Origin of the sequence: Roseomonas sp. 18066, assembly GCF_902706185.1 — a bacterium.
Lineage (GTDB): Bacteria > Pseudomonadota > Alphaproteobacteria > Acetobacterales > Acetobacteraceae > Pseudoroseomonas.
Genome location: NZ_CACSJM010000042.1, coordinates 15,384 through 39,985 on the forward strand (window position 1 = coordinate 15,384; position 24,602 = coordinate 39,985).

The following is a 24,602-nucleotide window of genomic DNA, read 5'->3' on the forward strand; positions in this document are numbered from 1 at the left end:
GACGGCGCTCATATGCGCGTCCGCCCCGCATTCCGCAAGTGCGAAGAGGGGTCGAGCCCCGCGGCGTCAGCGCACCCGCAGCGCGAAAAGCGCGGCGAAGGCGGCCAGGCACAGGGCGATGATGGCGGTCAGCGCGGCCAGGGCGCCGGCCCCCTCCAGCAGCAGGCCGAAGGCCAGGGGCGCGCCGGCCTGCAGCAGCCGCGCCGGGGCGGAGAGCAGCCCCTGGCGCTGGCCGAAGCCCACCGGGCCGAAGACCGCCAGCGGCAGGGTGCCGCGGGCGATGGTGTGCAGCCCGTTGCCGGCGCCATAGAGCAGGGTGAAGGCGACCGCCGCCGGCCCGCCCAGGACGATCAGCGCCACGGTCCCGAGCCCCTGCGCCACGCAGGCGAAGCGCGAGGTCCAGAGCGGGTGCAGGTTGCCGAGCAGCCCGAATTGCAGCAGCCGCGCCCCCACCTGGGCCGGGCCGGTCAGCGCCGCGGCCAGCAGCGCCAGCTCCGGCGAGGCGCCGGCCGCGGCCAGCAGCGCCGGCTGGTGCGCGGCGATGGCGGCGGTGACGATGCCGGTGGCGGCGAAGACGAAGCCGATGACCCACATGGCATGCGGGGCCGCCGCCGCCGCCTCGCCCGCCGCGGCCGATTTCGGCGCCGGCGGCGGGGCGGGCGGCACCAGCAGCCGGTTCAGCGGCAGGCCCAGCAGCAGTTGCAGCCCGGCCCAGGCCAGGCAGGCGCCGCGCCAGCCGATCTCGGCCTCGAGGAAGGTGGTCAGCGGCCAGCCGATGGTGGAGGCGAAGCCGGCGAAGAGCGTCACCCCGGTGATCGGCCCCTTGGCCAGGGCGCCATAGAGGCCGGCCAGCGTGGCGAAGGCCGCGTCATACAGCCCCATCGCCATGGCCACGCCCAGCACCAGCCAGCCGGCGCCCATCCAGGCCTGGCTTTGCGCCGTGCCGATCAGGACCAGGCCGGCGGCGAAGACCAGGTTGGACAGCGCCAGCACCGGCCGGCCGCCGCGGCGGTCGATCGCGCGCCCGACCACCGGCCCGAGCAGCGCCGTCAGCAGCAGCGCGCCGGAGAACCAGGCATAGATGGTGGAGCTGGACAGGCCGAGCTCGGCCGCCATCGGCCGGGCCAGGATCGCCGGCAGGTAATAGGAGGACGCCCAGGCCAGCGTCTGGGCGATGCCCAGCGCGGTGACCGTGGTGGCTTTCTGGCGATCCTGGAACATGAAGGCGGGGCAGTCCGGGGCAGGAAGGCCACCAGCTTCCGGCGCCGCACCGCGCCCCGCAACCCCCTGCCCGCTACGGCCGCACGCAAAAACGGCCGGGGTGTCGCCACCCCGGCCGCATCATCCAGACAAATCCCGGCCGAGGTTACGCGGCCAGCGGCTGCTGGCTGTCGCCCTCGATCACCGGCTGGCGCGGCGCCGTCGTCGCGATCTCGATGCGGCGGGGCTTCAGCGCCTCGGGCACCTCGCGCTTCAGCGCCACATGCAGCAGGCCATTGGCGAGGTCCGCGCCCTGCACCTGGATATGGTCGGCGAGCACGAAGCGGCGCTCGAAGGCGCGGCCGGCGATGCCGCGATAGAGGAAGCGGCGATCCTGGCCCTCGGCCGGCGCAGCCTTGCCGGTCACCACCAGGACATTGTCCTGGGCATTGATCTCGAGATCCCCCGGGCCGAAGCCGGCGACCGCCATGGTCAGAACATAGGCGTCCTCGGCGGTGCGCTCGATATTGTAGGGGGGATAGGCATTGCTGTCCGCGGTGTTGCGCGCCTGGTCGAGCAGGCGGGTCAGCCGGTCGAAGCCGATGGCGGTGCGGAACAGCGGGGCGGTGTCGAAGCTGGTCATGGGGACACTCCTCAAAAGCAAGGGTCCGTTGCGTGGCGATCCCGGCTGGAACGGGCCCCCGATCGGGCAGCCCAAGGCCTGGTGGATCACGCCGGCGGCCCCGCTACCGGGCGCCGCTGACACAGCTCCAAATGGAAAACGCCGCCCCCCGCTTCAAGCGAGGGACGGCGTTTTTTTTCGGCAGCATCCCGCGCCAGGGGCGCAGGGGGCGGCCCGCAGGCTCAGGCCTTGCGGGCGCCGATGCCGGCGAAGCGCTTGTTGAACTTGGCGATCTGGCCGCCGGTGTCCATCACGCGCTGCACGCCGGTCCAGGCCGGGTGGGACTTCGGGTCGATGTCCAGACGCAGCGTATCACCAGCCTTGCCCATGCAGGACTTCGTCTTGAACGTCGTCCCATCGGTCATGATGATGTTGATCTCGTGGTATTCGGGATGAATGTTGGGCTTCATGGCGATTGCTTCTCTGTCTGGTGCAGCCGATGCCGACCGGCCGCGCGGAAGCGCCGCTTCTACAGGCGCCACGGCCCTGGTGCAACTGAATCCAGGGCCTTCGCGCCGCCCCCGGATTGACCATCCCCCCACCCAATCCTAGAGCCTTGTGCACCGCCCCGCTGAGGAAGATCGGTGCATGAATATCCTGTCCATCCAGTCCTGGGTCGCCTACGGCCATGTCGGCAATGCCTCGGCGGTGTTCCCGCTGCAGCGGCTGGGGGCCGAGGTCTGGGCGGTCAACACCGTCCAGTTCTCCAACCACACCGGCTATGGCAGCTGGCGCGGCCAGGTCTTCGGGGCCGACCTGGTCAGCGACCTGGTGCAGGGAATCGAGGATCGCGGCGCCCTGCCCCGCTGTGACGCCACCCTGTCCGGCTACATGGGCGACGCTGGCATCGGCGAGGCGGTGCTGGACGCCAGCGCCCGGGTGAAGGCCGCCAACCCGAAGGCGCTGTATTGCTGCGACCCGGTGATCGGCGATGTCGGCCGCGGCGTCTTCGTCCGCCCCGGCATCCCGGAATTCATGCGTGACCGCGCCATCCCGGCCGCCGACATCATTACGCCGAACCAGTTCGAGCTGGAATGGATGACCGGCCAGCCGGTGACGACGCTGGCCGAGGCGAAGGCCGCCGCCCGCGCCCTGCAGGCCCGCATGGCGCCGGGCGGGCCGCGCTGCGTGTTGATCACCTCGCTGAAGGTGGCCGAGACCCCGGACGACCAGATCGAGATGCTGGCCGCCGAGGGCGACCAGTTCCACCGCATCCGCACGCCGATGCTGCCGCTGTCGGTGAACGGCGCCGGCGACGCCATCGCCGCGCTGTTCCTGTTCCACCGGCTGAAGACCGGCTCGGCCAGCGCCGCGCTGGGGGCGGCCGCGTCGTCGATCTACGGCCTGCTGCGCCGGACGTCGGAAGCCTCGTCGCGGGAAATCCTCACCGTGGCGGCGCAGGACGAATTCGTGTCGCCGTCGCGGGTTTTCGTTCCGGAAGTTTGCTGAATTTCTTTCGGACTGCCGTCTCCACGTGGAGACAGTACGTGAAACGGCCCGGCAGCAGCGCGACCTGTCAGCGAGCGCTGATTGTATGAATCTGCGTCCCGCCGTGACGCCCTGGTGTGGATCCCGCTGACGCGTAGGTCACCCCATGGCCGGTGATAAAAAAAGATGATGGGCTCGGACGTATACGTCCGAGGGGGGAAGAATTCATTCTTCCCCCAACCTTCATTCCTGGCTCTTCAAAGCCTTCCTTCCCTTCAACCACCTCACCGTCAGCCAAAGGCTTCCGACAGCCCAGGCCAGGACGAGGAGCGGGTGCAGGTAGGTCGCCAGCAGCTTCAGGAAGAGCATCGGGTTGATCAGCCCGGCCAGGAAGATGCCGATGGCGTAGCCGTTGACGATTTCGGCGACGTCTTCGCCCCAGAGCCAGCAATGGGTGAAGGTGCCGGCCTGCTGGGTGCATTCGGCCAGCTTCGGCAGGGTCATCAGCCCGACCAGGTTGCCCAGCAGCGGCAGCGCGAAGAGCACGATCAGCAGCAGCAGCGGGCCACCGACCAGCAGCAGCGCCCAGCCCAGGCGCCGGACCCGCGCCGGGGTGGTGGGAGGGGGCTCGGGCTTGGCGGTCATGGGCACTCCTGCGGCGGGAAAGGCGGGGCGGGGTGGTGTCCCCGCCCGCCTGTCTTAGTCCGCCGTGGCGCCCGAGGCTTTCACCAAGGGCACCCACAGCGCCAGCTCGGCCTTCAAGAATGCGGCAAAATCGGCCGGCGAGCCCTTCTCGATCGGCGGCAGCTCCAGCTCGCGCAGCTTGCGGGCGGTCTCGGGCTCCTCCACCGCGGTGCGCACGGCGGCGTTCATCTTGGCCACGATCGGCGCCGGGGTGTTGGCGGGCGCGAAGACGCCGAACCAGCTATAGGCGCGGTAGCCGGGCAGCCCGGCCTCGGCGGCGGTCGGCACCTCGGGCATCAGGATCGAATGCTCGTCGGTGGCGATGGCCAGGCAGCGCAGCGCGCCGCTCTTGTGGTGCGGCGCGATCAGCGCGGGGGTGTCGAAGCCCACCGCCACCTGGCCGGCCAGCAGGTCGGACAGCATCGGCGCGCTGCCGCGATAGGGGATGTGCTCGGCCTGGGCGCCGATGCTGTTGAGGAAGCTGACCGCGGCGATATGCGCCGAGCCGCCGGCGCCGCCGGTGCCATAGCTGTACTTGCCCGGATTGGCCTTCAGCAGCGCGATGAACTGCGCCAGCGTGGTCACGCCCAGCGACGGGTGGACGGTGATGCAGATCGGCACCAGCACGGTGGGGGCGACGGCCACGAAGTCGCGCTCCGGGTCGTAGGGCAGCCGCGCGCCATAGAGGCCGACCGCCAGCACATGGGTCGAGATGGTGCCCATCAGGAAGGTGCTGCCATCAGGCGGCGCCTTGGCCACCGCGTCGGAGCCCACGGTGCCGCCGGCGCCGGCGCGGTTCTCGATGACCACGCTCTGGCCCAGCACCTCGGACATCTTCGGCACGATCATGCGGGCCGAGACATCGGTGCTGCCGCCGGCGGCGAAGGGCACGATCATGCGGACGGGGCGGGTCGGCCAGGCCGCGCCCTGTGCCTGGGCGCGCGCGCCCAGGGTGAGCGCAGGCAGAAGGGCGGGCGTCGCCAGGAGGCTGCGGCGGCGGAGAATCATCGTGGTCGTCCGATCAACAGGATCACGCGATGCTGCGGTGCGGAAACGTCCTGGTCAACGGGGGCGGTCACACCCGCTTGACGTTCAGCGGCAGCACCATGCCGCGCCGCGGGGTGGAAAGCGACGACCGCCAGGCGCTGTCGTTCATGTACTGGCCGAGCGGAAAATAGGGCAGGTCCTGGAAGAACTGCCGCTGGATCTCGCGCCCCAGCTTCTGCTGGCCGGGCAGGTCCGGCGTGTCGAACCAGCGGTCGCGCAGCGCCTCCAGCTTCGGGCTGTCGGGCCAGCCGAACCAGGCGCGCTCGCCATTGGCGCGCAGCAGGGGGTGGCCGGCGGGCGTCGCCAGGTCCATGCCGCCGAACAGCACCACCAGCGCGCTCCAGCCGCCCTCGGCCACCGGCGCCCGGCTGGCGCGGCGCTGCAGGAAGCCGGCCCAGTCGCAGCTGACCGTCTCGGTGTTCAGGCCGACGCGCTGGAACAGGTCGGTGGCCACCGCGGTCAGGTTGCTGTTGTTCACCACGTCGGTCGGGTGCAGCACCGCGACCTTCTCGCCCTTGTAGCCGGCGGCACGGACGGCGCGCTTGGCGGCGTCGACGTCGCGCGGGCCGGCGATGGCCTCCAGCCCGGCCTCGGAGGCGATCGGGCTGCCTTCCGGGAAGCAGCCGACATTCTCCCGCCACAGCTCGCGGTTGTCGCCCATGATGGCGGTCATGAAGTCGCCCTGGCGCAGCGCCGGCAGCAGGGCGCGGCGCAGCGCCGGGTTGTCGAAGGGCGGGTGCAGCTGGTTGACCCGCAGCATGGCCATGGTGCCGCCCATGTCGAGCCGCTCCATCACCAGCCCGCGGTCATGCTTCAGCAGCGGCCGCAGGTCGGGCGCCACCTGTTCCCACCAGTCGACCTGGCCGGATTGCAGCGCCTCGGCGGCGGCGGTGGCGTCGGGGGTGTGGCGCAGCTCCAGCCGGTCGAACAGCGCCAGCTTGGGCCCCGCGGTCAGGCTGACCGCGCCGCCGGCGGGGCTGTAGCCCTCGAAGCGGCGATAGGCGACCAGGCTGCCCGGCACCCGCTCCTCGGCGACGTAGCGATAGGGGCCGCTGCCCACCACCTCGGTGAAGGGCCGCGCCGGGTCCTGCTCGGCGAAGCGCTCGGGATAGACGAAGCACGGATAGGTCGAGGCCTTGGCCAGCGCGTTCAGCATCAGCCCGAAGGGCCGCGACAGCCGCAGCGCGAAGCGGCGGTCGTCCAGCGCGCGGATCTCTTCCAGTCGCGGCGCCAGCGCCTGGCCGTGCAGGTCGCGCAGCATCCAGCGGCGGATCGAGGCCACCGCATCCTGCGCCCGCACCGGCTCCCCGTCATGGAAGCGCGGGCCCTGGCGCAGGGTGAAGGTCCAGAGCTTGCCGTCCTCCTCGACCAGATGGCCCTCGGCCAGCTGCGGCTGCGGCTTCAGCGCGAGGTCCAGCCCGTACAGCGTGTCCCAGCACAGATGGCCGTGGTTGCGCGTCGCATAGGCGGTGGTGGCCATCGGGTCGAGCACGCGCAGGTCCGACTGCGGCACGAAGCGCAGCACCCGCCGGGCATCGGCCGCCGCCAGGGCCGGCCGGGCCAGGGGGCCGCCAGCGAAGGTGGTGGTGAGGCCCGCGGCCCCGGCCAGGAAGTTGCGACGCTGCACTGGGTGCTCCAACTCACGAAAGAGGGAGGCATTCTGCACATCGCGCGTCCGACATGAAGACCCGTGGCGTCCGCGGCCCCGAAGGCGCCGCCGCTATGGCCGCCACGCCACAATTTTGCGCTGTCCGATGCGCGTTTTCCGCCTGGCGGCAGGATAGCCCCATCTCAGGCGGCGCGCATCTGCGCCAGCAGCGCCTGCAGCTCGCTCCGCAACGCGCCGCCCTGCTGGCCCAGGTCGCGGCCCAGCTTGTCCATGCCGGCCGCGGCCTCGGCGGCGCCGGCGGCGGCGCGGCTGACCCCCTCCACCTCCTTGGTGACGCGGCTGGTGCCGTCGGCAGCCTCCTGCACGTTGCGGGCGATCTCCTTGGTGGCGGCGCCCTGCTGCTCCACCGCGGCGGCGATGCTGCCGGCGATATGGTCGACCTCGGCGATCACCCCGGCGATGCCGCCGATGGCGCTGGCCGCCTGCTGCGCCGCCTGCTGCATGCCGGCGATCTGCGCGCTGATCTCCTCCGTCGCCCGCGCGGTCTGGGCGGCGAGGTTCTTCACCTCGCTGGCCACCACGGCGAAGCCCTTCCCCGCCTCCCCCGCCCGCGCCGCCTCGATGGTGGCGTTCAGCGCCAGCAGGTTGGTCTGCCCGGCGATGTCGCCGATCAGCTGCACCACCTCGCCGATCCGCTCCGAGCTCGAGGACAATTGCCGCACCGTGCCATCGGCGGCGCCGCTGCGCTCCAGCGCGCGGCGGGCGACGCTGGCGGCCTCGGCCACCTGCCGGGTGATCTCGGAAATGGCGGCGTTGAGCTCCTCCGCCGCGGCGGCCACCGTCTGCACGTTGCTGGACGCCAGCACCGCGCCCTGCGCCGCCCCGGCGCCACGGCTGCCCACCGTCTCGATGCTGGTCAGCAGGGCGGTGGCGTTGCGCTGCAGCCGGGTGGCGCTCTGCGCCAGCTCCTCGCTGACCGCGCCGATCCGCGTCTCCACCTGCCCGGCCAGCGCCAGCGTCGCCTGCCGCCGGTCCTCCTCCGCCTGCTGCCGGTGCCGCGCCTGGTCGGCCCGCATCGCCTCGGCCTCGGCGGTGCCCTGGCGCAGCACCTCCATCGCCTGGGCCACCGCGCCGATCTCGTCGCGCCGGGCGCGCCCCGGCACCTCCAGCGCGGTCTGCCCGCCGGCCAGCCGCCGCGCCGCCTCGGCCAGCGCGGCCAGCGGCCGCGCCAGCCGCGCCGCCAGCCACAACCCGGCCAGCAGGGCCAGCAGGCTGGCGCCGGCCGTGATCAGCAGGGCGTCGCGGTCGGTGCGGTCGCCGGCGGCCAGCCGCGCCTCGATATTGATGCCGTATTCGATCAGCCCCAGCACCTGGCCGTCGATGCCGCGCAGCGTCTCGGTGGCGATGCGCAGCCGTTGGCCGCGCCAGGACACCGTCGCCGCCTGGCTGGCCTGCAGCCCGGCCGCCAGTTGCGCCGCCGGCAGCAGCCCCTGCCCACCCGTGGTCGAGCCGATCCGCGCCAGGTCGCCGCCCGACAGGCGATAGACCGCGACCTCCGCCCCGCTCAGCGCCTTCATCCGCCCGGCCAGGCTGTCGCCGATCGCCATGCCCAGATCGACCACGCCGACCACCCGGCCGCCGACCAGCACCGGCGCCACGGCGAAGACGCTGACATTGTCCCGCCCCGGCTCCAGCCCGGTGACCAGGGCGGCGCGCGACAGCGCCTCCCGCACCGTGGTGCGCCGCGCACGGTAGTTGTCGCCGGAGGCCGCCGGGTCATGCGCCCGCAGCAGCACCGTGCCCGCCCCGTCGGCGAAGGTCAGGATCACCCGGCCGAAGCGCGCCGCCATGTCCTGGAACAACGCCGCCGTCTCGGCCTGCAGCGCCATCCGGTCGCCATCGCGCACCGCCGCCGCCACCGCCGGCACCCGCGCCACCACGCTGCCGACCGAGGCCGCCAGACGCTCCTCCTCCGCCAGCGACAGCATCAGGCTCTGCCGCAGCTGCACCATGCGCCGGGCCAGGTCCTGCTCCTCCGCCGCATCGCGCTGCCAGGCGCCAACCGCCGTCAGCAGCAGCGACGCGCCCAGGCTGGCACCCAGGATCGCCAGCACCATCCGCGCGCGCAGCGATTGGAAGGGCATCGGTAAATCTTCCTTGTCAGGGCAAGGAAGAATGACAAATCGGGATTAAGGAGAAGAGAAAGAGCGGGGGAATTGAATTCCCCCGCACCCCCACATCAACGGCCGCTTAGGGCTCAGCGCAGCGGATCGGTGTCGCGCACGCCACCCCAGCCATCGACACGGTCCAAAGCCGCAATCGCCTCCTGCGTGCGGCCGGTCGCGATCGCCGCCTCCGGCAGGGGGCCGGGCTGGCCGAGGCGCTGCAACGTCAGCGCAGGGCCGGCCTGGAAGACGGCGGCGGGCAAGGCCGCGGCCGTGTCGCCGCGCGCCTCGATCACGCGGCCCGCGGTCGTCAGCGCGGGGATCACCTGCTCGGGCAGCGCGGTCGCCGAGATGCCGATGGCCTGGCGCACCTCGCGCACGGCGCCGCGCAGCGACATCGACAGGCCCGGCGGCAGCGCCGCGAAGCGGGGGTCCGTCGTCAGCACCTGCGCCAGGTATTCCAGGCGGGCGGCGGCGCGGGCGGTCTCGGCCGGGCGGCCATCCAGCCCGGCGCCCTGGTTGTCGAAGGCGGCGGCGGCCAGGCGGGCGGAATTGCGCACCGGGTCCTCGGGGCCCTGCACCAGCTCCAGCGGCAGCTCGATGCGGGGCCGCGGCGTGCGCAGCTCGGCGCAGCCGGGCAGCAGCAGCGCCCCCGCCAGCAGCGCCGGAAGGACCGAGAGGCGGGCAAGACGCATGGCGGGCACTCCGTCGGGTTTCGACCCCATTCTGCCGCAGCCCCGCCGCTTCGCCAAACGCCCCCTGCCGCGCGGCCTCAACGCCGCAGGAAACCGATGTCGAAATCTTCCAGGGGGCCGAATTCCCAGTAGCGCAGCGCCATCCGCGTCGCCGCATTGGCCTGTGGCAGCCGTGGCATGGCGCCCAGCCGCTGCCACAGCCCGTCCGGCCCGGCGCTGGAAAGCCCGGCGGGGAATTGCCCCGGCGCCACAGGCTCGCCGCCCGGGGCCGTCGCGGCGGCGGTCATGGCGTCGATCACCTGCTGCGGCGGCACGGCCTCGTCGATGCCGAGCCAGGACCGCACCTCACTGCGGGCGGCCAGCAGCATCGGCGCCACCATGCCGATATCGCCGGAAACCCGGCCGGAGGGCATCTCCACCGCCAGGTATTCCAGCTGCGCCACCGCCAGCGCCGCCAGCGACGGCCGCCCCTGCAGCTTGCCAGGGGCAGCGAAGGCCGCAGCGGCGGCGCGCAGCGCGGCGGTGGTGGGGTTGGGCGCCGCCGTCACCGCTGCCGGCGGCAGCGAGACGGGCGGCGGCGGGGCGACGCAGCCGGCCAGGAGAAGGAGGAGCGTCGCCCGGCGGGTCATGTCGCCAGCGAGGTGCGGTGGCGCTTGGCGAGCTCGACATAGTGGACGGCGGTCTTGTCCCAGCCGGCGCGTTCTTCGGCGGTCATGACGCGGGCCAGGCGGGCGGGGGCGCCGAGCCACAGCTCGTTCGGGCCGATGCGCTTGTTCGGGGCCAGCAGGCCGCCGGCGCCGAGCATGCCGCCTTCCTCGATGACGGCGCCGTCGAGGACGGTGGCGCCCATGCCGACGAAGGCGCGGTCTTTCAGGGTGCAGGCGTGGATGATGCAGGCGTGGCCGACGGTGACGTCGTTGCCGATCAGCGCCGGGTATTTGCCGGCGTTGACGTGGACGATGGTGCCGTCCTGGATATTGGTCCGCGCCCCGATGCGGATGATGTTCGTGTCGCCGCGCAGGACGCAGTGGTACCAGATGGAGGCGTCTTCCCCGAGCTCGACGTCGCCGATGACGGCGGCGGAGGGGGCGACGAAGGCGGTGGGGTCGATGGCCGGCATGCGGCCTTCAAACGGGTAGAGCGGAGCCATGGTTCGGACGCGTTCCCTTCTAGGCGTGTGTGGTCTTCTTGCTTTCTTATAGAAATAGATGAGGGGTCCGGGGAGAATACCTTCTCCCCGGCCTTTTTTCTGTCTTATGCCGCCGCGGCCTGCTGTGCCTGCAGATTCAGCATGATCCTGATGTTCTGGACGGCCGCCCCCGACGCCCCCTTGCCGAGGTTGTCGAGCCGCGCGACGAGCACCGCCTGGTGCCGGTGGTCGTTGCCGAAAACGCGCAGCTCCATGGCGTTGGTGTCGTTCAGCGCCTCGGGCTCCAGCTTGGCGTTGCCGGCGGCGGGGACAACCTTGACCCATTCCGAGCCGGCGTAGTGGGCGGCGAGCGCCGCTTCCAGCTGCGAGGCCTTGGGCGTGCCCAGCAGCATGTCGAGGTGCAGCGGGATGGAGACCAGCATGCCCTGGCGGTAGTGGCCGACGGAGGGGACGAAGATCGGCCGCCGGGTCAGGCTGGAGTAGAGCTGCAGCTCGGGCACGTGCTTGTGCTCGAGGCCGAGGCCGTAGAGCTCGAAGGAGGGCGCGGCGCCGCCTTCATAGCTTTCGATCATGGCCTTGCCGCCGCCGGAATAGCCGGAGACGGCGTTGACGGTGATCGGGTGGTCGGCCGGCAGCAGCCCGGCATCGACCAGCGGCCGCAGCAGGGCGATGCCGCCCGTCGGGTAGCAGCCCGGATTGGCGACGTTCCGGGCGGCGGCGATCTTCGCCGCCTGGGCCGGGTTCAGCTCGGGGAAGCCGAAGGCCCAGTCGGGGTCGACGCGGTGCGCGGTGGAGGCGTCGAGCAGCTTCGGCGCATCCTGGCCCAGCGAGGCGGCCATGGCGGCGGCCTCCTTGGCGGCGGCGTCGGGCAGGCAGAGGACGACCAGGTCCACCTCGGCCATCAGGGCGCGCTTGGCCTCGGGGTCCTTGCGGCGCTCCGGATCGATCGAGCGCAGCACGACGCCCGGCAGGGCCTCGAGGCGCTGGCGGATGCCCAGGCCCGTGGTGCCGGCTTCGCCGTCGATGAAGATGGCAGGCAGTGAACCCTTGGCCATGAGGCCCTCCCAAAGGATCGGAGATCGTCCAGAGCATACAGAAAGGGCGGGTCCTTGCGGACCCGCCCTTGCCGATAAACAGTCCTCGAACGGACCGGCGCGAACGCCGGTCCGCCCAGCGTCAGCGCTTGCTGAACTGGAAGGAGCGTCGTGCCTTCGCCTTGCCGTACTTCTTCCGCTCGACGACGCGCGGATCGCGCGTCAGGAAGCCGGCCTTCTTCAGAATCGGGCGCAGGCCCGGCTCGTAGTTGACCAGGGCGCGGCTGAGGCCGTGGCGCACCGCGCCGGCCTGGCCGGACAGCCCGCCGCCGACCACGGTGGCGTAGATGTCGAACTGCTGGTAGCGGTCCGTCACCAGGAAGGGCTGAGCGATCAGCATGCGCAGCACGGGGCGCGCGAAATACTGGCTCTGCTTCTTGCCGTTGATCAGGACCTCGCCCTTGCCGGGCTTGACCCAGACGCGGGCGATCGCGTTCTTGCGGCGGCCGGTGCCATAGGCGCGGCCGAACTGGTCACGCTTCGGCTGCGGGGTGGCCGAAGTCGGGCCGGCGGCAGCGGTGCCGGCGACGAGGTTCTTCAGCTCGGAGAGGGAGGAGGCGGTGGTCTGCTCGCTCATGGTTTCAGGCCACCTTGTTCTTGCGGTTCAGGGCGGCGACGTCCAGCGACTGGGGCTGCGCGCCGGCATGCGGGTGCTCGGCACCGGCATAGACGTGCAGGTTCTTCATCTGCTTCCGGCCGAGCGGACCGCGCGTGATCATGCGCTCCACGGCCTTCTCGATGACGCGCTCCGGGAAGCGGCCTTCCAGACGCTCACGGAGCGTGCGCTCCTTGATGCCGCCGGCATAGCCGGTGTGCCAGTAGAAGACCGACTGCTCGGCCTTGTTACCGGTCACGCGGACCTTCTCGGCGTTGACGATGACGACGTGGTCGCCACAGTCGACATGCGGGGTGAACTGCGGCTTGTGCTTGCCGCGGAGGCGATTGGCAACGAGCGTCGCGAGACGGCCGAGCACGAGGCCCTCCGCATCGATCAACACCCAGCCCTTCTTGACCTCCGCCGGCTTCAGCGAGCGGGTCTGCGTGGTCAGCATGATCTGCTTCTGCTTAGTCCTGAAAAGAGGGCGCCTTATCCGTGCTGGGCGGCGGGGGGTCAAGGGGAAAAAGCTGTGGTATTTGGATACCTCATGCCGACAGGGCTCCCCTGACGGAGAATAAAGCCCTGATCTAGAAGAGATTTCCGGCGTGCCGCCGGCCGGGCGGCGGGCCCTTCGACTCGCTTCGGCAGGCGAATTCCCCGCGACTCCGCCCCCTGCCCTAGGAGCATCGCCCCCAGGGCCCGCGATCGAGATGGAAGTGGTCGCGATGCGCGGCGTTGTAATCCGGCCCCAGCACCGCGCGGAAGCTGCGGCAGGCGCCGTCACGGACCGCGCGCAGGAAGTCGCCGCGGCCATCGGAAGCGTCCCAGTCGCGCGGCAGCATGACGCTGCGGCCATCGGCCAAAGTGAAGCCGGCGATGTCCAGCGCATTGGCCGTGGCGTGCTGGCTGCGGCGGCCCTCGGCGCGGCCATAGACGTTGCGGCAATTGTAGCTGCCGAGATGGCGGACCGCGGTGACCGTGCTGCCCAGATGGGCGCGGGCGGCCTGCTGCAGGGCATGGCGCTCGAACAGCGCCCAGGCGGCGGCGACCGGGCAGGTCACCACCGGGCGATTGGGGGAGAATTCCACCTCTGCCCCCTGCAGCCGCAGCGCGTTGCGGATCGGGCAGCCCTGGTCCGACTCCCGGTCGGCGACGCGCGCCACCGGCATGGCCGAGGCCTCGAAGGCGGAAAAACAGCTGTCGGGCTGCAGTTCCATCCGGGCCAGCTTCAGGCCGGTCAGGAAATTGGTCTCGGCGCGGAAGTCGAGGGGGGCGGCCGGGTCCCAGCGCGGCGGCGGCCGCCAGATGCCCTGCCAATAGGCCAGCCCCGCCAGGAGCGGCGCCAGAAAGAAAAGCCAGACCAGCAGGCGTCGGATCATGCCTGGCAGATGGGCCCGGGACGGCCCTTTGCCGAGGGGGTCCCCCTTGCCGAGCCGGACGGGGGGACGCAAAGCTGTCGGCCTTCTGACCAGAACCGCTGGAACACCGCCCATGCCCGTGCTGAACCGCATCGCCGCCTTCCACGACGAGATGACCGCCTGGCGCCAGGATTTCCACCGCCATCCGGAGCTGGCCTTCGAGGAGGTGCGCACCAGCGGCATCGTCGCCGAGAAGCTGAAGAGCTTCGGCGTCGACGAGGTGGTGACCGGCATCGCCAAGACCGGCGTGGTCGGCGTGATCCGCGGCAGCGCGCCGGGGGGTGCGATCGGGCTCCGCGCCGACATGGACGCCCTGCCGATCCTGGAGGAGAGCGGCGTCGCCTATTCCTCGACCATCCCGGGCAAGATGCATGCCTGCGGCCATGACGGGCATACCAGCATGCTGCTGGGCGCCGCCAAGTACCTGGCCGAGACCCGCAACTTCGCCGGCACCGTCTATGTCTTCTTCCAGCCGGCCGAGGAATCGGGCGGCGGCGCCGAAGTGATGGTGAAGGAGGGCCTGTTCGACCGCTTCCCCGTCGACCGCGTCTTCGGCATCCACAACTGGCCGTCGCTGCCGGCCGGCGAGTTCGCCTGGCGCGTCGGGCCGCTGATGGCCGCCGTCGCCGATATCGACATCACGGTCACCGGCAAGGGCGCGCATGGCGCCATGCCGCATCAGGGCAACGACCCGGTGGTGATCGCGGCGCAGATCGTCACCGCCTTCCAGTCGATCGTGGCGCGCAACATCGAGCCGGTCGAGGCCGGCGTGGTCACCATCGGCAGCATCACCGGCGGCCATGCCTTCAACGTCATCCCCGAAAGCGTCCGCCTGCACGGCACCGCCCGCTGGTTCAAGCCGGAGATCGGCGACGTGCTGGAGACCAAGGTGACCGAGCTCGCCACCGGCATCGCCGCCGCCTATGGGGCGAAGGCCGCGGTCAAGTTCACCCGCATGTATCCGGCGACGATCAACGAGGAGGCCTCGACGCAGCTGGCGATCCGCGCCGCCGGCGCCGTCTCGGGCGAGGCCAAGGTGGCCGAGCTGCCCAAGCCCACCATGGGCGGCGAGGATTTTGCTTTTATGCTGAACGAGAAGCCCGGCGCCTATCTGTTCCTCGGGGGCGGCAAGTCGGCCGGCGACCCGCAGGTGCACCACCCGAAGTATGACTTCAACGACGCCATCCTGCCGGTCGGCGCCAGCTTCTTCGCGACGCTGGCCGAGCAGCTGCTGCCGAAGTAAGGCGGCTTCGCGCGGTGTGCGGGCGCTACTTCCGGCAGAAGGAGATCGTGGACCTCGGCGCGTATTTCGAGGTCCACACCCCGCTGCTGAACGATGCCGAAGCGTCTTACAACATCGCGCCGACGCAGATGGCGCTGGTGGTGCGGCGCAACCCGCAGACCGGCGCGCGGCACCTGGACAACCTCCGCTGGGGGCTGGTGCCGCGCTGGGCCAAGGATGCCGCCGGCGCGGCGAAGCTGATGAACGCCCGGGCCGATGGAATCGACACCAAGCCGTCCTTCCGGGAGGCCTTCGTCCGGCGCCGCTGCCTGGTGCCGGCCGACGGCTTCTATGAATGGCGGCAGGAGGCGGAGCGGAAGCAGCCCTATGCCGTGGCGCTCCGCTCGGGGCAGCCGATGGCGCTGGCGGGGCTGTGGGAAGGCTGGCAGCAGCCGGACGGCTCCTGGCTGAAGACCTTCTGCATCGTCACCACCGAGGCCAATGAAAAGCAGGCGCTGGTGCATCACCGCATGCCGGTGATCCTGCCGCGGCAGGACTGGCCGCTCTGGCTCGGCGAGGCCGAGGGCGACCCCCGCCCGCTGCTGCGCCCGAGCCCGGCGGAGGAGCTGGCCTGCTGGCCGGTGGCCACGCGGGTCGGCAAATTCTCGGAGAACGATGCCGGGCTGATCGCCCGCGACCCGGCGGCGCGGCCGCCGCCGGAGCTGGACGACCCCTCGCCCTACGAGCCGCGATAGGTGGTGTAGGAGAAGGGCGAGCAAAGCAGCGGCACGTGGTAGTGCCCCTGCCCTTCGGCCAGCCCGATGCTGACGGTCACCACGTCGAGGAACCGCTCGGCCGGGCCGATGCCGCGACCCGCGAAGTAGTCGCCCATGGCGAAGCGCAGCTCGTAGCGGCCGGGGCGGAAGTCTGCCGCCGGCAGCAGGGGCGCGTCGGGGCGGCCGTCCTTGTCGGTGACGCTGGCAGCGACGCGGTGCGGCGTGGGGGCCAGGCGCCAGAGCTCGATGGCAACGCCCTGGGCCGGGCGGCCCTCGGCGGTGTTAAGCACATGGGTGGAAAGGGCGCCGGGCGGGCTCATCGCGCTGTCCTGGTTGCAATCGGGCATGGCTGATAGAATTTGAGCATGGCGCCGGCGGCCGATCGCCAGCAAGTCCCCCCTCTTGGGAAGGAGATGCCGTGAGCAGCGACGACGCCCAGGTCACCCGCCTCAAGGTGCAGGACGAGGATTTCCTCGTCGCCTCGATGATCGAGCGCTGCCCGAAGACGATGATGATCCGCGAGCTGCTGCAGAACGCACTGGAAGCGGCCGCGACGGCGCCGGCCGGGCAGCGGCGGGTGGAATTCTCGGCGCTGCCGGTCGAGGGCGCGCGCAAGCTGGCGATCTGGAACAGCGGCCGCGGCATGACCGGGGCCGAGCTGTTCGCCATGTGCGACATCGCCGCCTCGATCCGCAAGGAGACCGGGCTGGACCGCAATTTCGGCATGGGGGCGAAGGTGGCGGCGCTGCCCTCCAACCCGCGCGGGTTGCGCTACCGCTCGGCGCATGGCGGCGCCGTGCAGGAGGTGGTGATCGGCAAGTTCGCCGGCATCTACGGCCGGCTGCGCCGCCCGGGGCCGGATGGCGTCGCGGCCGAGGTCATCCCCGCGACCGACGCCGCCCGCGCCGAGGGCCGCGACCCCGCCCCCGATTGGACCGAGGTGGTGCTGATGGGCCAGGCGCCCGGGCAGGACACCACGGCCGATCCCTATCTGGGGCAGCCGCGGGTCTCGCCGCGCTGGCTGCTGAACGCCATCACCCATCGTTTCTTCCGGTTCCCCGAGGGCACGGAGGTCGTGCTGCAGGCCGAGGTTTCCGGCGCCAAGGCAGCGGTTTCGGTGCAGAGCATGGCGGCGCGGCTGGCAGGCTTGGCCGATGAGGCGGGCGCCGGCTACGAGGCGGTGCGGCTGCCGGATGGGACGGTGCTGCACTACGCCTTCGACCCGCAGGCCTCGCTGGCCGAGACGCGCAAGAGCCTGGGCGCCGTGGTGCATCGCGACGAGGTCTATGGGCTGCTCTGGGGCGCGTCCTGGCGGCGGGAAGCGCCAAGCTTCGGCATTCCCTTCCTGTCGCGGCATGTGACGCTGCTGGTCGAGCTGCCGGACACCTATCCGGTGCAGCCCGAGGCCTATCGCGAGTTTCTCCGCTATCGCGGCGGCAGCCAGGCGCAGGTCAAGCTGCTCGACTTTGCCGGGCTGCTGGCGCGGCACCTGCCCCGCTGGCTGTCGAAGAAGCTGGCCGAGGCGCAGCCCGAGGCGCTGTACGCCGAGGAAGCGCGGCAGACGATGCAGGAGCTGCTGGACCGGCTGGAAGTGGCGCGGATGCGGCCGCGGGGGCAGCCTGCCGTGGCAGCCCCTGCCCCGGCCGCCGCGCCTTCCGCGTCGAAGCCCTCGGCCGCCCCGGCTGCCGCGCGGGCCGCGACGTCGGAGGCAGCACCCCCCGGCCCGCCGCCGGGGCCGGTCTTCGAGGTGGCGCCGGCGCTGGTGCTGCTGCGCGACGCGCAGGAGATCGCCGACCGGGACCTCGGCGAGCGGGCCGCGGCCTATTATGCCGAGACGCACCAGCTGCATGTGAACCTGGGCTATCCGGCGGTGGCGCTGCTGGCGGAGCGGCTTCGCGCCTTGGCGCCGCTGGATGCCGAGCCGGACGTGGTGGCCGAGGCGGCGCAGCTGGTGGCCGAGCGGGCGATGGTGCTGCGGCTGGTACGGGCGCTGGCGCATGGCTTGTCGAAGCGCGGCCAGAAGGCGTGGCGGGATGCGCAGGTGAAGCATGTGTTGTCGCCAGAGGGGCTGACGCTGGCCGCTGACGACAACGAGACGGGCTGGCTGGATTCCGAGCAGGCGATGCGCACCGCGCTTCTGATGGTTGTCTCTGTCTGACAGAAATAGAAGGGGGGTCCGGGGGAATACCTTCCCCCGGCCTTGCTTGATTACTCGATCCTGAGCCCGGTCTTCTCCACCACGCCTTTGAACCTGGCGAATTCCTCCGCCAGGAAGGCCTTGGTCGTCGCCGGCGTGCTGTCGTCGCGGGGATCGGTGCCGCTGGTGGAAAGGCGGTCGCGCACCGCCGTCTCGCGCAGCGCGCCGTTGGCGGCGCGGTTCAGGGTGGCGATGATCTCGGCCGGGGTGTCCTTCGGCGCCACCAGCGCGGTCCAGGTGGAGAGCTCGTATTCGTTGACCCCTGCCTCGGCGAGCGTCGGGACGTTGGGGAAGCTGCGGTCGCGGGTGGTGGTGGTGACGGCCAGGAGCGTCAGCTGGCCGTCGCGGATCTGGCCGACGATCGAGGCGATCTGGTCGACGGCGAAGAGGACTTCCTGCTTCAGCAGGGCCTCGGCCACCGAGGAGCCGCCGCGATAGGGAATGTGGTTGGCCGGCGCGTCGGCCAGCTTGCTGAACAGCGCCGAGGCCAGGTGCGAGACGCCGCCGACGCCGGAGCTGGCATAGCCGTGCTTGCCGCCATCGGCCCGCAGCTTTGCCACCAGCTCGCCGATGGTCTTGATGCCCGATGCGGCGGGGACCACCAGGCCGAGCGCGCTGGTGCCGACGATGGCAATCGGGGAAAAATCTTCGGCGGGGTTGTAGCGGGCGACGGCGGGCTGGGCGGCCGGCGCCACCGCCAGCGTCGAGGCCGAGCCGACCAGCAGGGTGTAGCCGTCGGGGCGCGCGCGGCGGACGTATTCGGCGCCCAGGGCCGAGCCGGCGCCGGGCTTGTTCTCCACCACCACGCGGCCCTGCGGCCCCAGCAGCGGGCCCATGCGGTCGGCGAGGACGCGGCCGGCGAGATCCGTCGCGCCGGCGGGGGCGAAGGGCACGATGATGGTGATGGTGCGGTCGGGGAATTCGGCGGCGCTGGCCGGGCGGGCCAGCAGCAAAGCCGGGGCGGCGAGCCAGGCACGGCGGGACACGGGATGTCGCAACAGGGGATTGCGCATCGGGACTTCCTCCATCGGTTTCTTTTTCTGGGCGCCAGTTTCGAAGGCGGAACGCCGCCAAGTCAACCGGATTGTCGACAATCTCGTTGACGATTAAGGTGGTGGCGGACCGATGCCGGAGACTCCGATGCCGCAGGCCGCGCGCGCCGAGGCGCCCACCCCGCTTCCCGCCGCCATGGCCGCGGCGCTGGAGGAGGATATCGTCTTCGGGCGGCTGCATCCGCGCGAGCGGCTGATCGAGGAGGAGCTGGCCGAGCGCTTCGCCGCCAGCCGGCACAATGTGCGGGCGGCGCTGGCGGTGCTGGAGGGGATGGGGCTGGTCGAGCGCATCCCCAACCGCGGCGCGCTGGTGAAGGCCTATAGCCTGGCGGAGGTCGAGCAGCTCTGCGCGCTGCGCGACCTGCTGGAGACCCAGGCCGCGCAGCAGATGCCGCTGCCCCTGCCGGATGCCGAGCTCGCCGTGCTGCGGGGCCTGCAGGCGGTGCATGACGCGGCGGTCGCGGCCAGCGACGCGCGGGCAGCGTTCCGGGCCAATCTGGCGTTCCACCGCGCCTTCTTCGCCCGTTGCGGCAATGCCTTCCTGGCCGAGGCGATCGAGCGGCTGGCGCAGCGGGCGCATGCCATCCGCTTTGCCGATTTCCCGGACCCGGCGGCGCTGGCCCGGTCGCGGGCCGAGCACCATGCGATGCTGGCGGCGCTGGCCAGCGGCGACCGCGCCGGGCTGGCGCGGCTCTGCGGCAACCACCTGGCGCCGTCCCGCCAGGCCTATCTGCGCGCCCAGTCTTCCTTCCTGACCGCCTGACTTACCCCTGCCCTTGAGGAACGACGTCCATGAGCAATGAAAAGAAGGAACCCGTGGGCCTGACCCGCGGCCTGACCAATTACGGCGACATGGATTTCGCCCGCTACCTGCGGCTGAGCATGGCGAGCGCGATGGGCTATTCGCGGGAGCTGATGAAGAAGCCGGTGATCGGCATCGCCACCACCTATTCCGAGTTCAACAACTGCCACCGGCTGGTGCCGGAGCTGGTCACCGCGGTGAAGCGCGGCGTGCTGGCCGCCGGCGGGTTGCCGCTCGAGTTCCCGACGATCTCATTGGGAGAAGTGTTCCTCAACCCGACCAGCCTGTTCTTCCGCAACCTGATGGCCATGGACACCGAGGAGATGGTGCGCGGCCAGCCGATGGACGCGGTGGTGCTGGTCGGCGGCTGCGACAAGACGGTGCCGGCGCAGCTGATGGGTGCGGTCTCGGCCGATGTGCCGGCGATCCAGGTGGTGACGGGGCCGATGATGACCGGGCGCTGGCGCGGCGAGCGCCTGGGCGCCTGCACCGATTGCCGCCGCTTCTGGGCCAAGTTCCGCGCCGGCGAGATCGACCAGGAGACCATCGAGGAGGTGGAGGAGAACCTGGCCACCACCGCCGGCACCTGCGCGGTGATGGGCACCGCCAGCACCATGGCCTCGCTGGCCGAGGGGCTGGGGATGATGCTGCCAGGGACGGCCGCCATTCCCGCCGTGCATGCCGACCGCATCCGCGCGGCGGAGGCCTCCGGCAAGGCCGCGATGATGCTGGCGGCCAAGAAGATCCGGCCGAGCCAGATCATCACCGAAAAGTCGGTGGAGAACGCGCTGCGGGTGCTGCTGGCGATCGGCGGCTCGACCAATGCCATCATCCACCTGACCGCCATCGCCGGGCGGGCCGGCATCAAGATCGACCTGAACCGGCTGAACGCGCTTTCCGACACCACGCCGGTGCTGGTCGACCTGAAGCCCACCGGGCCCTTCTACATGGAGGACCTGCATGTGGCGGGCGGCATCGGCGCGGTGCTGCGGGAGCTGAAGCCGCTGCTGCACCTGGACGCGCTGACCGTCTCCGGCCAGACGCTGGGCGAGCGGCTGGAGCAGCCGGCCGGCTTCGTCGACCGCGCCGTGGTCCGCACGCGGGAGGCGCCGCTGCAGCCGCAGGGCGGGCTGGTGGCGCTGTTCGGCAGCCTGGCGCCGCGCGGCGCCATCCTGAAGCGGGCGGCGGCCGATCCGACGCTGTTCGAGAAGGAGGCCCGGGCCGTGGTCTTCACCTCGCTCGAAGATCTGGCGGCGCGGATCGACAGCCCCGACCTCGACGTCACCGCCGACGACTTCCTGGTGCTGCAGAATGCCGGGCCGCTCTCGGCCTCGGGCATGCCGGAGGCGGGCTACCTGCCGATCCCGTCGAAGCTGGCGCGGGCCGGGGTGAAGGACATGGTGCGGATTTCCGACGCCCGCATGTCCGGCACCGCCTATGGCACCATCGTGCTGCATGTGACGCCGGACGCCGCCTCGGGCGGGCCGCTGGCGCTGGTGCGGAACGGCGACCGTATCCGCCTGTCGGTGAAGGACCGCCGCATCGACCTGCTGGTCGAGGAGGCGGAGCTGCAGCGCCGCCGCGACGCCCAGCCGGCGACCGCCGTCGAGCCGGCGCGCGGCTATGCCCGGCTGTATCGCCGCGAGGTGCTGCAGGCCGATGAGGGCTGCGACCTCGACTTCCTGCTGGCCAAGCCGAACCGGGATTAAGCGGCGATGGTGCGGTTCCGCCCCTGGCGCTTGGCCTCGTAGAGGGCGGCGTCGGCGGCGGCCAGCAGCTGCTCCGGCCCGGGCGGCGCCGCCGGGGCGCCGTCATCCGGGGCGTCGGCCGCCGCGGCCAGCTGGGCGGCCGGCAGCAGCGCCGCGATGCCGATGCTGGCGGTGACATGGCCCAGCGGGTGGCGGGCATGCGGGATGGCCAGGCCAGCGATGGCCTGGCGCACCCGCTCGGCGACGCGGGCGGCGCCGGCGGCCTCGGCGCCGGGCAGGATGACGGCGAATTCCTCGCCGCCATAGCGCGCCGCCAGGTCGTCCTTGTCGCGGATGCAGCGGCGGATGGCGCCGGCCGTGGCGCGCAGCGCGGCATCGCCGGCCGGGTGGCCATACTGGTCGTTGAACAGCTTGAAATGGTCGATGTCGAGCAGCAGCACCGCCAGCGGCGCGCCGCGCTCCACCGCCTGCTGCCAGGCGCGCGCCAGCGCCTCGTCCAGGTGGCGGCGATTGGCGAGCCCCGTCAGCCCGTCGGTGGTGGCCAGCGCCGACAGCTCCTCCTCCAGCGCGCGGCGGGCGGTGACGTCGCGGGAGACGGTGACATAGCCGTCGCCCTCGCCGCTTTCCTGCACCCGCTGCAGCGTGGTCTCGATCCAGGCGGTGCCGCCATCCTCGCGCGCGACGCGGAAGGCGACCTGGCCCTGGCAGCCGGGATGGCCGGCCTCGGCCAGGGCCAGGGCCAGCGCCGGGCGGTCCTCCTCCAGCGCGACCTCGGCGATCGCCCGGCCAAGCAGCGCCGCGGGCGCGGCGCCGAGCAGCCGCTGCGCCGCCGGGGAGACATAGCGGAAGCGGCCATCCGGCCCGAGGCGCGCCACCATGTCCGAGGCATGCTCGGCCAGCAGGCGGAAATGCGCCTCGCTGGCCAGCCGCGCCGCCTCGGCCGCGCGGCGGCGCAGCACCTGCCGCGTCAGATGCAGGCCCAGCGTCAGCGAGCCCAGCAGCAGCACGGCCACCACCGCCAGCCGGACCCAGGCGCGCAGCGTCCAGGCGGCCAGCGCCTCCCGCAGCTCCCGCGCGGCGCCGACGCCGACGCCATAGCGCGGGCTGATGTGATAGGCGCCGACGCGGCGGCGGCCGTCGATCGGCGAGACATAGTCGGTGCGGCCGCTCGGCCCGCCGAGGCCGGCCTCGTCCAGCGCGGCGAAGTCGAAATGCCGGCCGAGCGCGCTGGCCATCGAGGGGAATCGGCCGAGCAGCAGCCCGTCGTCGCGGATCAGCGCGATCGAGCCCTGGCGGCCGAGCGCGAAGCCGCCCAGCCGTTCCTCCAGCGCGCCGAGGTCGAGGGCGGCGACCACCAGCCCGGCCAGCCGGCCATCGGCATCCTCGAAGCGGCGCGACAGCGGGATGATCCAGCCGTCATCGCCCGGGGCGCGCTGCGGCGCGCCCACCTGCAGCTTCCAGCCAGGCCGTTGCAGATGCTGCTCGATCTCGGCGGGGGGCGCCAGGAAGACCGGCTTCTCCGGCAGCACCTGGCCGTGGCGCGCCGCCAGCCCGGTCAGCAGCCGGCCGCCGGCATCCTGCAGTGCCAGGCTGCGCAGCAATGGCTGGGTTTCCAGCTGGCTCCACAGATGGCCCTGGGCCTGGTCCAGCGCCGCCTTGTCGGATTGCATGGCCTGGGCGAAGCCGACGAGCGCGACATCGGCCATGGCGATGTTGCTCTCGGTCTCCTGCGCGACGGAGCGGGCCAGATTGGCCATGCCCTCCTGGATCGAGACGATCTCGTGCCGGCGGCTGGCGGCATAGTTCCAGGCTTCCTCGGCCAGCACCGCCAGGCCGAGGAGCAGCATCAGCAGCAGGGCCCGCAGGCGCAGGGGGGACGGGGTCATCGCAGGGGCCGCGGCCGGTGGTGCGGCAGCCTCGGCCGGGCGGGCTTAAGCAAGCGATAAAGCCCCGGGGCATAGGGGCAGGCTTCCCGTCCGGCGGGGCCGGCGCTAGGCTGCGCGCGACCGATCGACCCCGCGCCTGAGGAGGGCCACATGACGTCATATGGCCAGCATACCCCGCGCGGGCCCTTCCCCGCCCCATGACCGGCTGACGTCATGGGGCAGGCCAGCGGGCCGGGCTGATCCAGCCCCGCTTCCTGCCCTTCGGGGGCCGTGTCCTTGTTCGCGGGACGCGGCGATGGCTTGCCGGACCGGCAGGCCGCTGATCGGACACTGACAACAATGCTGATCCAGGCCAGCGGGCTGTCGCTCGCGCCGCTCTTCGATGATCTGAATGTCACCCTGGCCGCCGGCGACCGGCTGGGGCTGGTCGCCATCAACGGCGCCGGCAAGTCTTCGCTTCTCCGCTGCCTGGCCGGCCAGCAGGCGCCGACCGCCGGGCGCGTCACCCTGGCGCGCGGCAGCGTGGCGCTGCTGGTGCCGCAGGAGCTGCCGGAACTGCTGGCCGGGCTGACGCTCGCCGAGGCGCTGCGCCGCGCCATCCCGCCCGCCGAGCGCGCCCACAGCGGCTGGCGGGCCGAGGCCCTGCTGGAGGAGCTCGAGGCGCCCGCGGCGCTGCGCGAGACGCCGCTGGGCCGGCTCAGCGGCGGCTGGCAGCGGCTGGCGTTGCTCGGGCGCGGCTTCCTGGCCGATCCGGCGCTGCTGCTGCTGGACGAGCCGACCAACCACCTGGACCTGGACCGGATCGCATTGCTGCAGCGCTGGGCGACCGCCCCCGGCGCCCCGGCGGTGATCGCCGCCAGCCATGACCGCGCTTTCCTGAACGACTGCTGCCCGCGGACCCTTTTCCTGCGGCCGACGGAGTCCTTCCTGGCCCCGGCGCCCTATGCCCGCGCGGTCGGGCTGCTGGCGGAACGCGAGGAAAGCCAGGCCGGCCGCGCGGCGCGCGCCGCCAGCGAGGCCGACCGCCTGCGCCGCTCGGCCGCCGAGCTGAAGAATATCGGTACCAACCGGCGCAGCGACGCGGCGTTGCGGAAATCGGCGCAGCTGGGCAAGCTGTCTCTTATACACATCTACGAGCCCACGAGACGGACTCCTATCTCGTATGCCGTCTTCTGCTTGAAAAAAAAA

General features: G+C 71.8%; 23 protein-coding genes. 6 read left to right on the forward strand and 17 right to left on the reverse strand.

Annotation, left to right across the window (positions count from 1 at the left end; all coding sequences use genetic code 11):
- Positions 1-66: 66 nt before the first annotated feature.
- The 3 genes from GVN67_RS10860 to rpmE form a co-directional block, all read right to left on the reverse strand.
- On the reverse strand, positions 67-1,221 hold the full coding sequence (locus tag GVN67_RS10860; RefSeq protein ID WP_159995706.1) for an MFS transporter: 1,155 nt from the start codon (positions 1,219-1,221) through the stop codon (positions 67-69).
- A 145-nt stretch (positions 1,222-1,366) separates the two neighbouring features.
- Positions 1,367-1,843: an Hsp20 family protein gene (locus tag GVN67_RS10865; RefSeq protein WP_159995708.1), complete on the reverse strand. Its 477-nt coding sequence runs from the start codon at positions 1,841-1,843 to the stop codon at positions 1,367-1,369.
- Positions 1,844-2,064: 221 nt separating this feature from the next.
- Positions 2,065-2,292, reverse strand: a complete 228-nt coding sequence (gene rpmE / locus GVN67_RS10870; RefSeq protein WP_159995710.1) for a 50S ribosomal protein L31 — start codon at positions 2,290-2,292, stop codon at positions 2,065-2,067.
- A 178-nt stretch (positions 2,293-2,470) separates the two neighbouring features.
- Between rpmE and pdxY the strand changes: the two genes are divergently transcribed.
- On the forward strand, positions 2,471-3,331 hold the full coding sequence (pdxY, locus tag GVN67_RS10875) for a pyridoxal kinase PdxY (protein WP_159995712.1): 861 nt from the start codon (positions 2,471-2,473) through the stop codon (positions 3,329-3,331).
- A gap of 222 nt (positions 3,332-3,553) precedes the next feature.
- Here pdxY and GVN67_RS10880 read toward each other — a convergent pair whose 3' ends face one another.
- The 11 genes from GVN67_RS10880 to GVN67_RS10930 form a co-directional block, all read right to left on the reverse strand.
- Positions 3,554-3,955, reverse strand: a complete 402-nt coding sequence (locus GVN67_RS10880) for a hypothetical protein (RefSeq protein ID WP_159995714.1) — start codon at positions 3,953-3,955, stop codon at positions 3,554-3,556.
- 54 nt (positions 3,956-4,009) lie between these two features.
- On the reverse strand, positions 4,010-5,002 hold the full coding sequence (locus GVN67_RS10885; RefSeq protein ID WP_159995716.1) for a tripartite tricarboxylate transporter substrate binding protein: 993 nt from the start codon (positions 5,000-5,002) through the stop codon (positions 4,010-4,012).
- Between the two features lie 67 nt (positions 5,003-5,069).
- Entirely contained in the window at positions 5,070-6,668 is a 1,599-nt protein-coding gene (locus GVN67_RS10890; protein WP_159995718.1) for an ABC transporter substrate-binding protein, read from the reverse strand.
- Between the two features lie 164 nt (positions 6,669-6,832).
- Positions 6,833-8,794, reverse strand: a complete 1,962-nt coding sequence (locus GVN67_RS10895; RefSeq protein WP_159995720.1) for a methyl-accepting chemotaxis protein — start codon at positions 8,792-8,794, stop codon at positions 6,833-6,835.
- Between the two features lie 113 nt (positions 8,795-8,907).
- Positions 8,908-9,510, reverse strand: a complete 603-nt coding sequence (locus GVN67_RS10900) for a hypothetical protein (RefSeq protein WP_159995722.1) — start codon at positions 9,508-9,510, stop codon at positions 8,908-8,910.
- Positions 9,511-9,587: 77 nt separating this feature from the next.
- A complete protein-coding gene (locus GVN67_RS10905) occupies positions 9,588-10,139 on the reverse strand; it encodes a hypothetical protein (protein WP_159995724.1) in 552 nt (183 codons plus the stop codon).
- Positions 10,136-10,660: a gamma carbonic anhydrase family protein gene (locus GVN67_RS10910; protein WP_159995726.1), complete on the reverse strand. Its 525-nt coding sequence runs from the start codon at positions 10,658-10,660 to the stop codon at positions 10,136-10,138. The genes GVN67_RS10905 and GVN67_RS10910 overlap by 4 nt, the downstream gene beginning before the upstream one ends.
- A 104-nt stretch (positions 10,661-10,764) precedes the next feature.
- The gene (argC, locus tag GVN67_RS10915; protein ID WP_159995728.1) at positions 10,765-11,715 is read right to left on the reverse strand and encodes an N-acetyl-gamma-glutamyl-phosphate reductase; all 951 of its coding nucleotides are present in this window, start codon (positions 11,713-11,715) and stop codon (positions 10,765-10,767) included.
- A gap of 121 nt (positions 11,716-11,836) precedes the next feature.
- Complete coding sequence (gene rpsI, locus GVN67_RS10920; protein ID WP_159995730.1) at positions 11,837-12,331, reverse strand: 30S ribosomal protein S9; 495 nt, start codon at positions 12,329-12,331, stop codon at positions 11,837-11,839.
- Positions 12,332-12,335: 4 nt separating this feature from the next.
- The gene (gene rplM / locus GVN67_RS10925) at positions 12,336-12,806 is read right to left on the reverse strand and encodes a 50S ribosomal protein L13 (protein ID WP_159995732.1); all 471 of its coding nucleotides are present in this window, start codon (positions 12,804-12,806) and stop codon (positions 12,336-12,338) included.
- A gap of 223 nt (positions 12,807-13,029) precedes the next feature.
- Positions 13,030-13,731, reverse strand: coding sequence for an extensin family protein (locus tag GVN67_RS10930; RefSeq protein ID WP_159995734.1), 702 nt, complete (start codon positions 13,729-13,731; stop codon positions 13,030-13,032).
- Positions 13,732-13,843: 112 nt separating this feature from the next.
- Between GVN67_RS10930 and GVN67_RS10935 the strand changes: the two genes are divergently transcribed.
- Both GVN67_RS10935 and GVN67_RS10940 read left to right on the forward strand, forming a co-directional pair.
- A complete protein-coding gene (locus GVN67_RS10935) occupies positions 13,844-15,013 on the forward strand; it encodes a M20 aminoacylase family protein (RefSeq protein WP_159995736.1) in 1,170 nt (389 codons plus the stop codon).
- A gap of 14 nt (positions 15,014-15,027) precedes the next feature.
- The gene (locus GVN67_RS10940) at positions 15,028-15,747 is read left to right on the forward strand and encodes an SOS response-associated peptidase (protein WP_159995738.1); all 720 of its coding nucleotides are present in this window, start codon (positions 15,028-15,030) and stop codon (positions 15,745-15,747) included.
- On the opposite strand, the gene uraH is transcribed toward GVN67_RS10940, so the two are convergent.
- A complete protein-coding gene (uraH, locus tag GVN67_RS10945) occupies positions 15,732-16,088 on the reverse strand; it encodes a hydroxyisourate hydrolase (protein ID WP_159995740.1) in 357 nt (118 codons plus the stop codon). The two genes, GVN67_RS10940 and uraH, sit on opposite strands and share 16 nt — an antisense overlap.
- A gap of 98 nt (positions 16,089-16,186) precedes the next feature.
- Between uraH and GVN67_RS10950 the strand changes: the two genes are divergently transcribed.
- A complete protein-coding gene (locus GVN67_RS10950) occupies positions 16,187-17,926 on the forward strand; it encodes an ATP-binding protein (RefSeq protein WP_159995742.1) in 1,740 nt (579 codons plus the stop codon).
- Between the two features lie 50 nt (positions 17,927-17,976).
- Here the strand turns inward: GVN67_RS10950 and GVN67_RS10955 are convergent, their stop codons facing one another.
- Positions 17,977-18,978, reverse strand: coding sequence for a tripartite tricarboxylate transporter substrate binding protein (locus tag GVN67_RS10955; protein WP_235035235.1), 1,002 nt, complete (start codon positions 18,976-18,978; stop codon positions 17,977-17,979).
- Positions 18,979-19,105: 127 nt separating this feature from the next.
- Between GVN67_RS10955 and GVN67_RS10960 the strand changes: the two genes are divergently transcribed.
- Positions 19,106-19,780 carry a GntR family transcriptional regulator gene (locus GVN67_RS10960; RefSeq protein ID WP_159995746.1) on the forward strand — a complete coding sequence of 225 codons (675 nt, stop codon included), beginning with the start codon at positions 19,106-19,108 and terminating at the stop codon, positions 19,778-19,780.
- Between the two features lie 29 nt (positions 19,781-19,809).
- Positions 19,810-21,528: an IlvD/Edd family dehydratase gene (locus tag GVN67_RS10965; protein WP_159995748.1), complete on the forward strand. Its 1,719-nt coding sequence runs from the start codon at positions 19,810-19,812 to the stop codon at positions 21,526-21,528.
- Here the strand turns inward: GVN67_RS10965 and GVN67_RS10970 are convergent.
- Complete coding sequence (locus tag GVN67_RS10970; RefSeq protein WP_159995750.1) at positions 21,525-23,414, reverse strand: diguanylate cyclase domain-containing protein; 1,890 nt, start codon at positions 23,412-23,414, stop codon at positions 21,525-21,527. The two genes, GVN67_RS10965 and GVN67_RS10970, sit on opposite strands and share 4 nt — an antisense overlap.
- Positions 23,415-24,602: the final 1,188 nt, after the last annotated feature.

Excerpts from the sequence above, each read along its gene's own strand:
- rpsI (WP_159995730.1), bottom strand. The coding sequence starts at position 12,331 with ATGAGCGAGCAGACCACCGCCTCCTCCCTCTCCGAGCTGAAGAACCTC.
- pdxY (WP_159995712.1), top strand. The coding sequence starts at position 2,471 with ATGAATATCCTGTCCATCCAGTCCTGGGTCGCCTACGGCCATGTCGGC.
- GVN67_RS10905 (WP_159995724.1), bottom strand. The coding sequence starts at position 10,139 with ATGACCCGCCGGGCGACGCTCCTCCTTCTCCTGGCCGGCTGCGTCGCC.
- GVN67_RS10885 (WP_159995716.1), bottom strand. The coding sequence starts at position 5,002 with ATGATTCTCCGCCGCCGCAGCCTCCTGGCGACGCCCGCCCTTCTGCCT.
- rpmE (WP_159995710.1), bottom strand. The coding sequence starts at position 2,292 with ATGAAGCCCAACATTCATCCCGAATACCACGAGATCAACATCATCATG.
- GVN67_RS10900 (WP_159995722.1), bottom strand. The coding sequence starts at position 9,510 with ATGCGTCTTGCCCGCCTCTCGGTCCTTCCGGCGCTGCTGGCGGGGGCG.
- GVN67_RS10965 (WP_159995748.1), top strand. The coding sequence starts at position 19,810 with ATGAGCAATGAAAAGAAGGAACCCGTGGGCCTGACCCGCGGCCTGACC.
- GVN67_RS10895 (WP_159995720.1), bottom strand. The coding sequence starts at position 8,794 with ATGCCCTTCCAATCGCTGCGCGCGCGGATGGTGCTGGCGATCCTGGGT.
- GVN67_RS10910 (WP_159995726.1), bottom strand. The coding sequence starts at position 10,660 with ATGGCTCCGCTCTACCCGTTTGAAGGCCGCATGCCGGCCATCGACCCC.
- rplM (WP_159995732.1), bottom strand. The coding sequence starts at position 12,806 with ATGCTGACCACGCAGACCCGCTCGCTGAAGCCGGCGGAGGTCAAGAAG.
- GVN67_RS10935 (WP_159995736.1), top strand. The coding sequence starts at position 13,844 with ATGCCCGTGCTGAACCGCATCGCCGCCTTCCACGACGAGATGACCGCC.
- GVN67_RS10960 (WP_159995746.1), top strand. The coding sequence starts at position 19,106 with ATGCCGCAGGCCGCGCGCGCCGAGGCGCCCACCCCGCTTCCCGCCGCC.
- uraH (WP_159995740.1), bottom strand. The coding sequence starts at position 16,088 with ATGAGCCCGCCCGGCGCCCTTTCCACCCATGTGCTTAACACCGCCGAG.
- GVN67_RS10880 (WP_159995714.1), bottom strand. The coding sequence starts at position 3,955 with ATGACCGCCAAGCCCGAGCCCCCTCCCACCACCCCGGCGCGGGTCCGG.
- GVN67_RS10860 (WP_159995706.1), bottom strand. The coding sequence starts at position 1,221 with ATGTTCCAGGATCGCCAGAAAGCCACCACGGTCACCGCGCTGGGCATC.
- GVN67_RS10970 (WP_159995750.1), bottom strand. The coding sequence starts at position 23,414 with ATGACCCCGTCCCCCCTGCGCCTGCGGGCCCTGCTGCTGATGCTGCTC.
- argC (WP_159995728.1), bottom strand. The coding sequence starts at position 11,715 with ATGGCCAAGGGTTCACTGCCTGCCATCTTCATCGACGGCGAAGCCGGC.
- GVN67_RS10865 (WP_159995708.1), bottom strand. The coding sequence starts at position 1,843 with ATGACCAGCTTCGACACCGCCCCGCTGTTCCGCACCGCCATCGGCTTC.
- GVN67_RS10930 (WP_159995734.1), bottom strand. The coding sequence starts at position 13,731 with ATGATCCGACGCCTGCTGGTCTGGCTTTTCTTTCTGGCGCCGCTCCTG.
- GVN67_RS10955 (WP_235035235.1), bottom strand. The coding sequence starts at position 18,978 with ATGCGCAATCCCCTGTTGCGACATCCCGTGTCCCGCCGTGCCTGGCTC.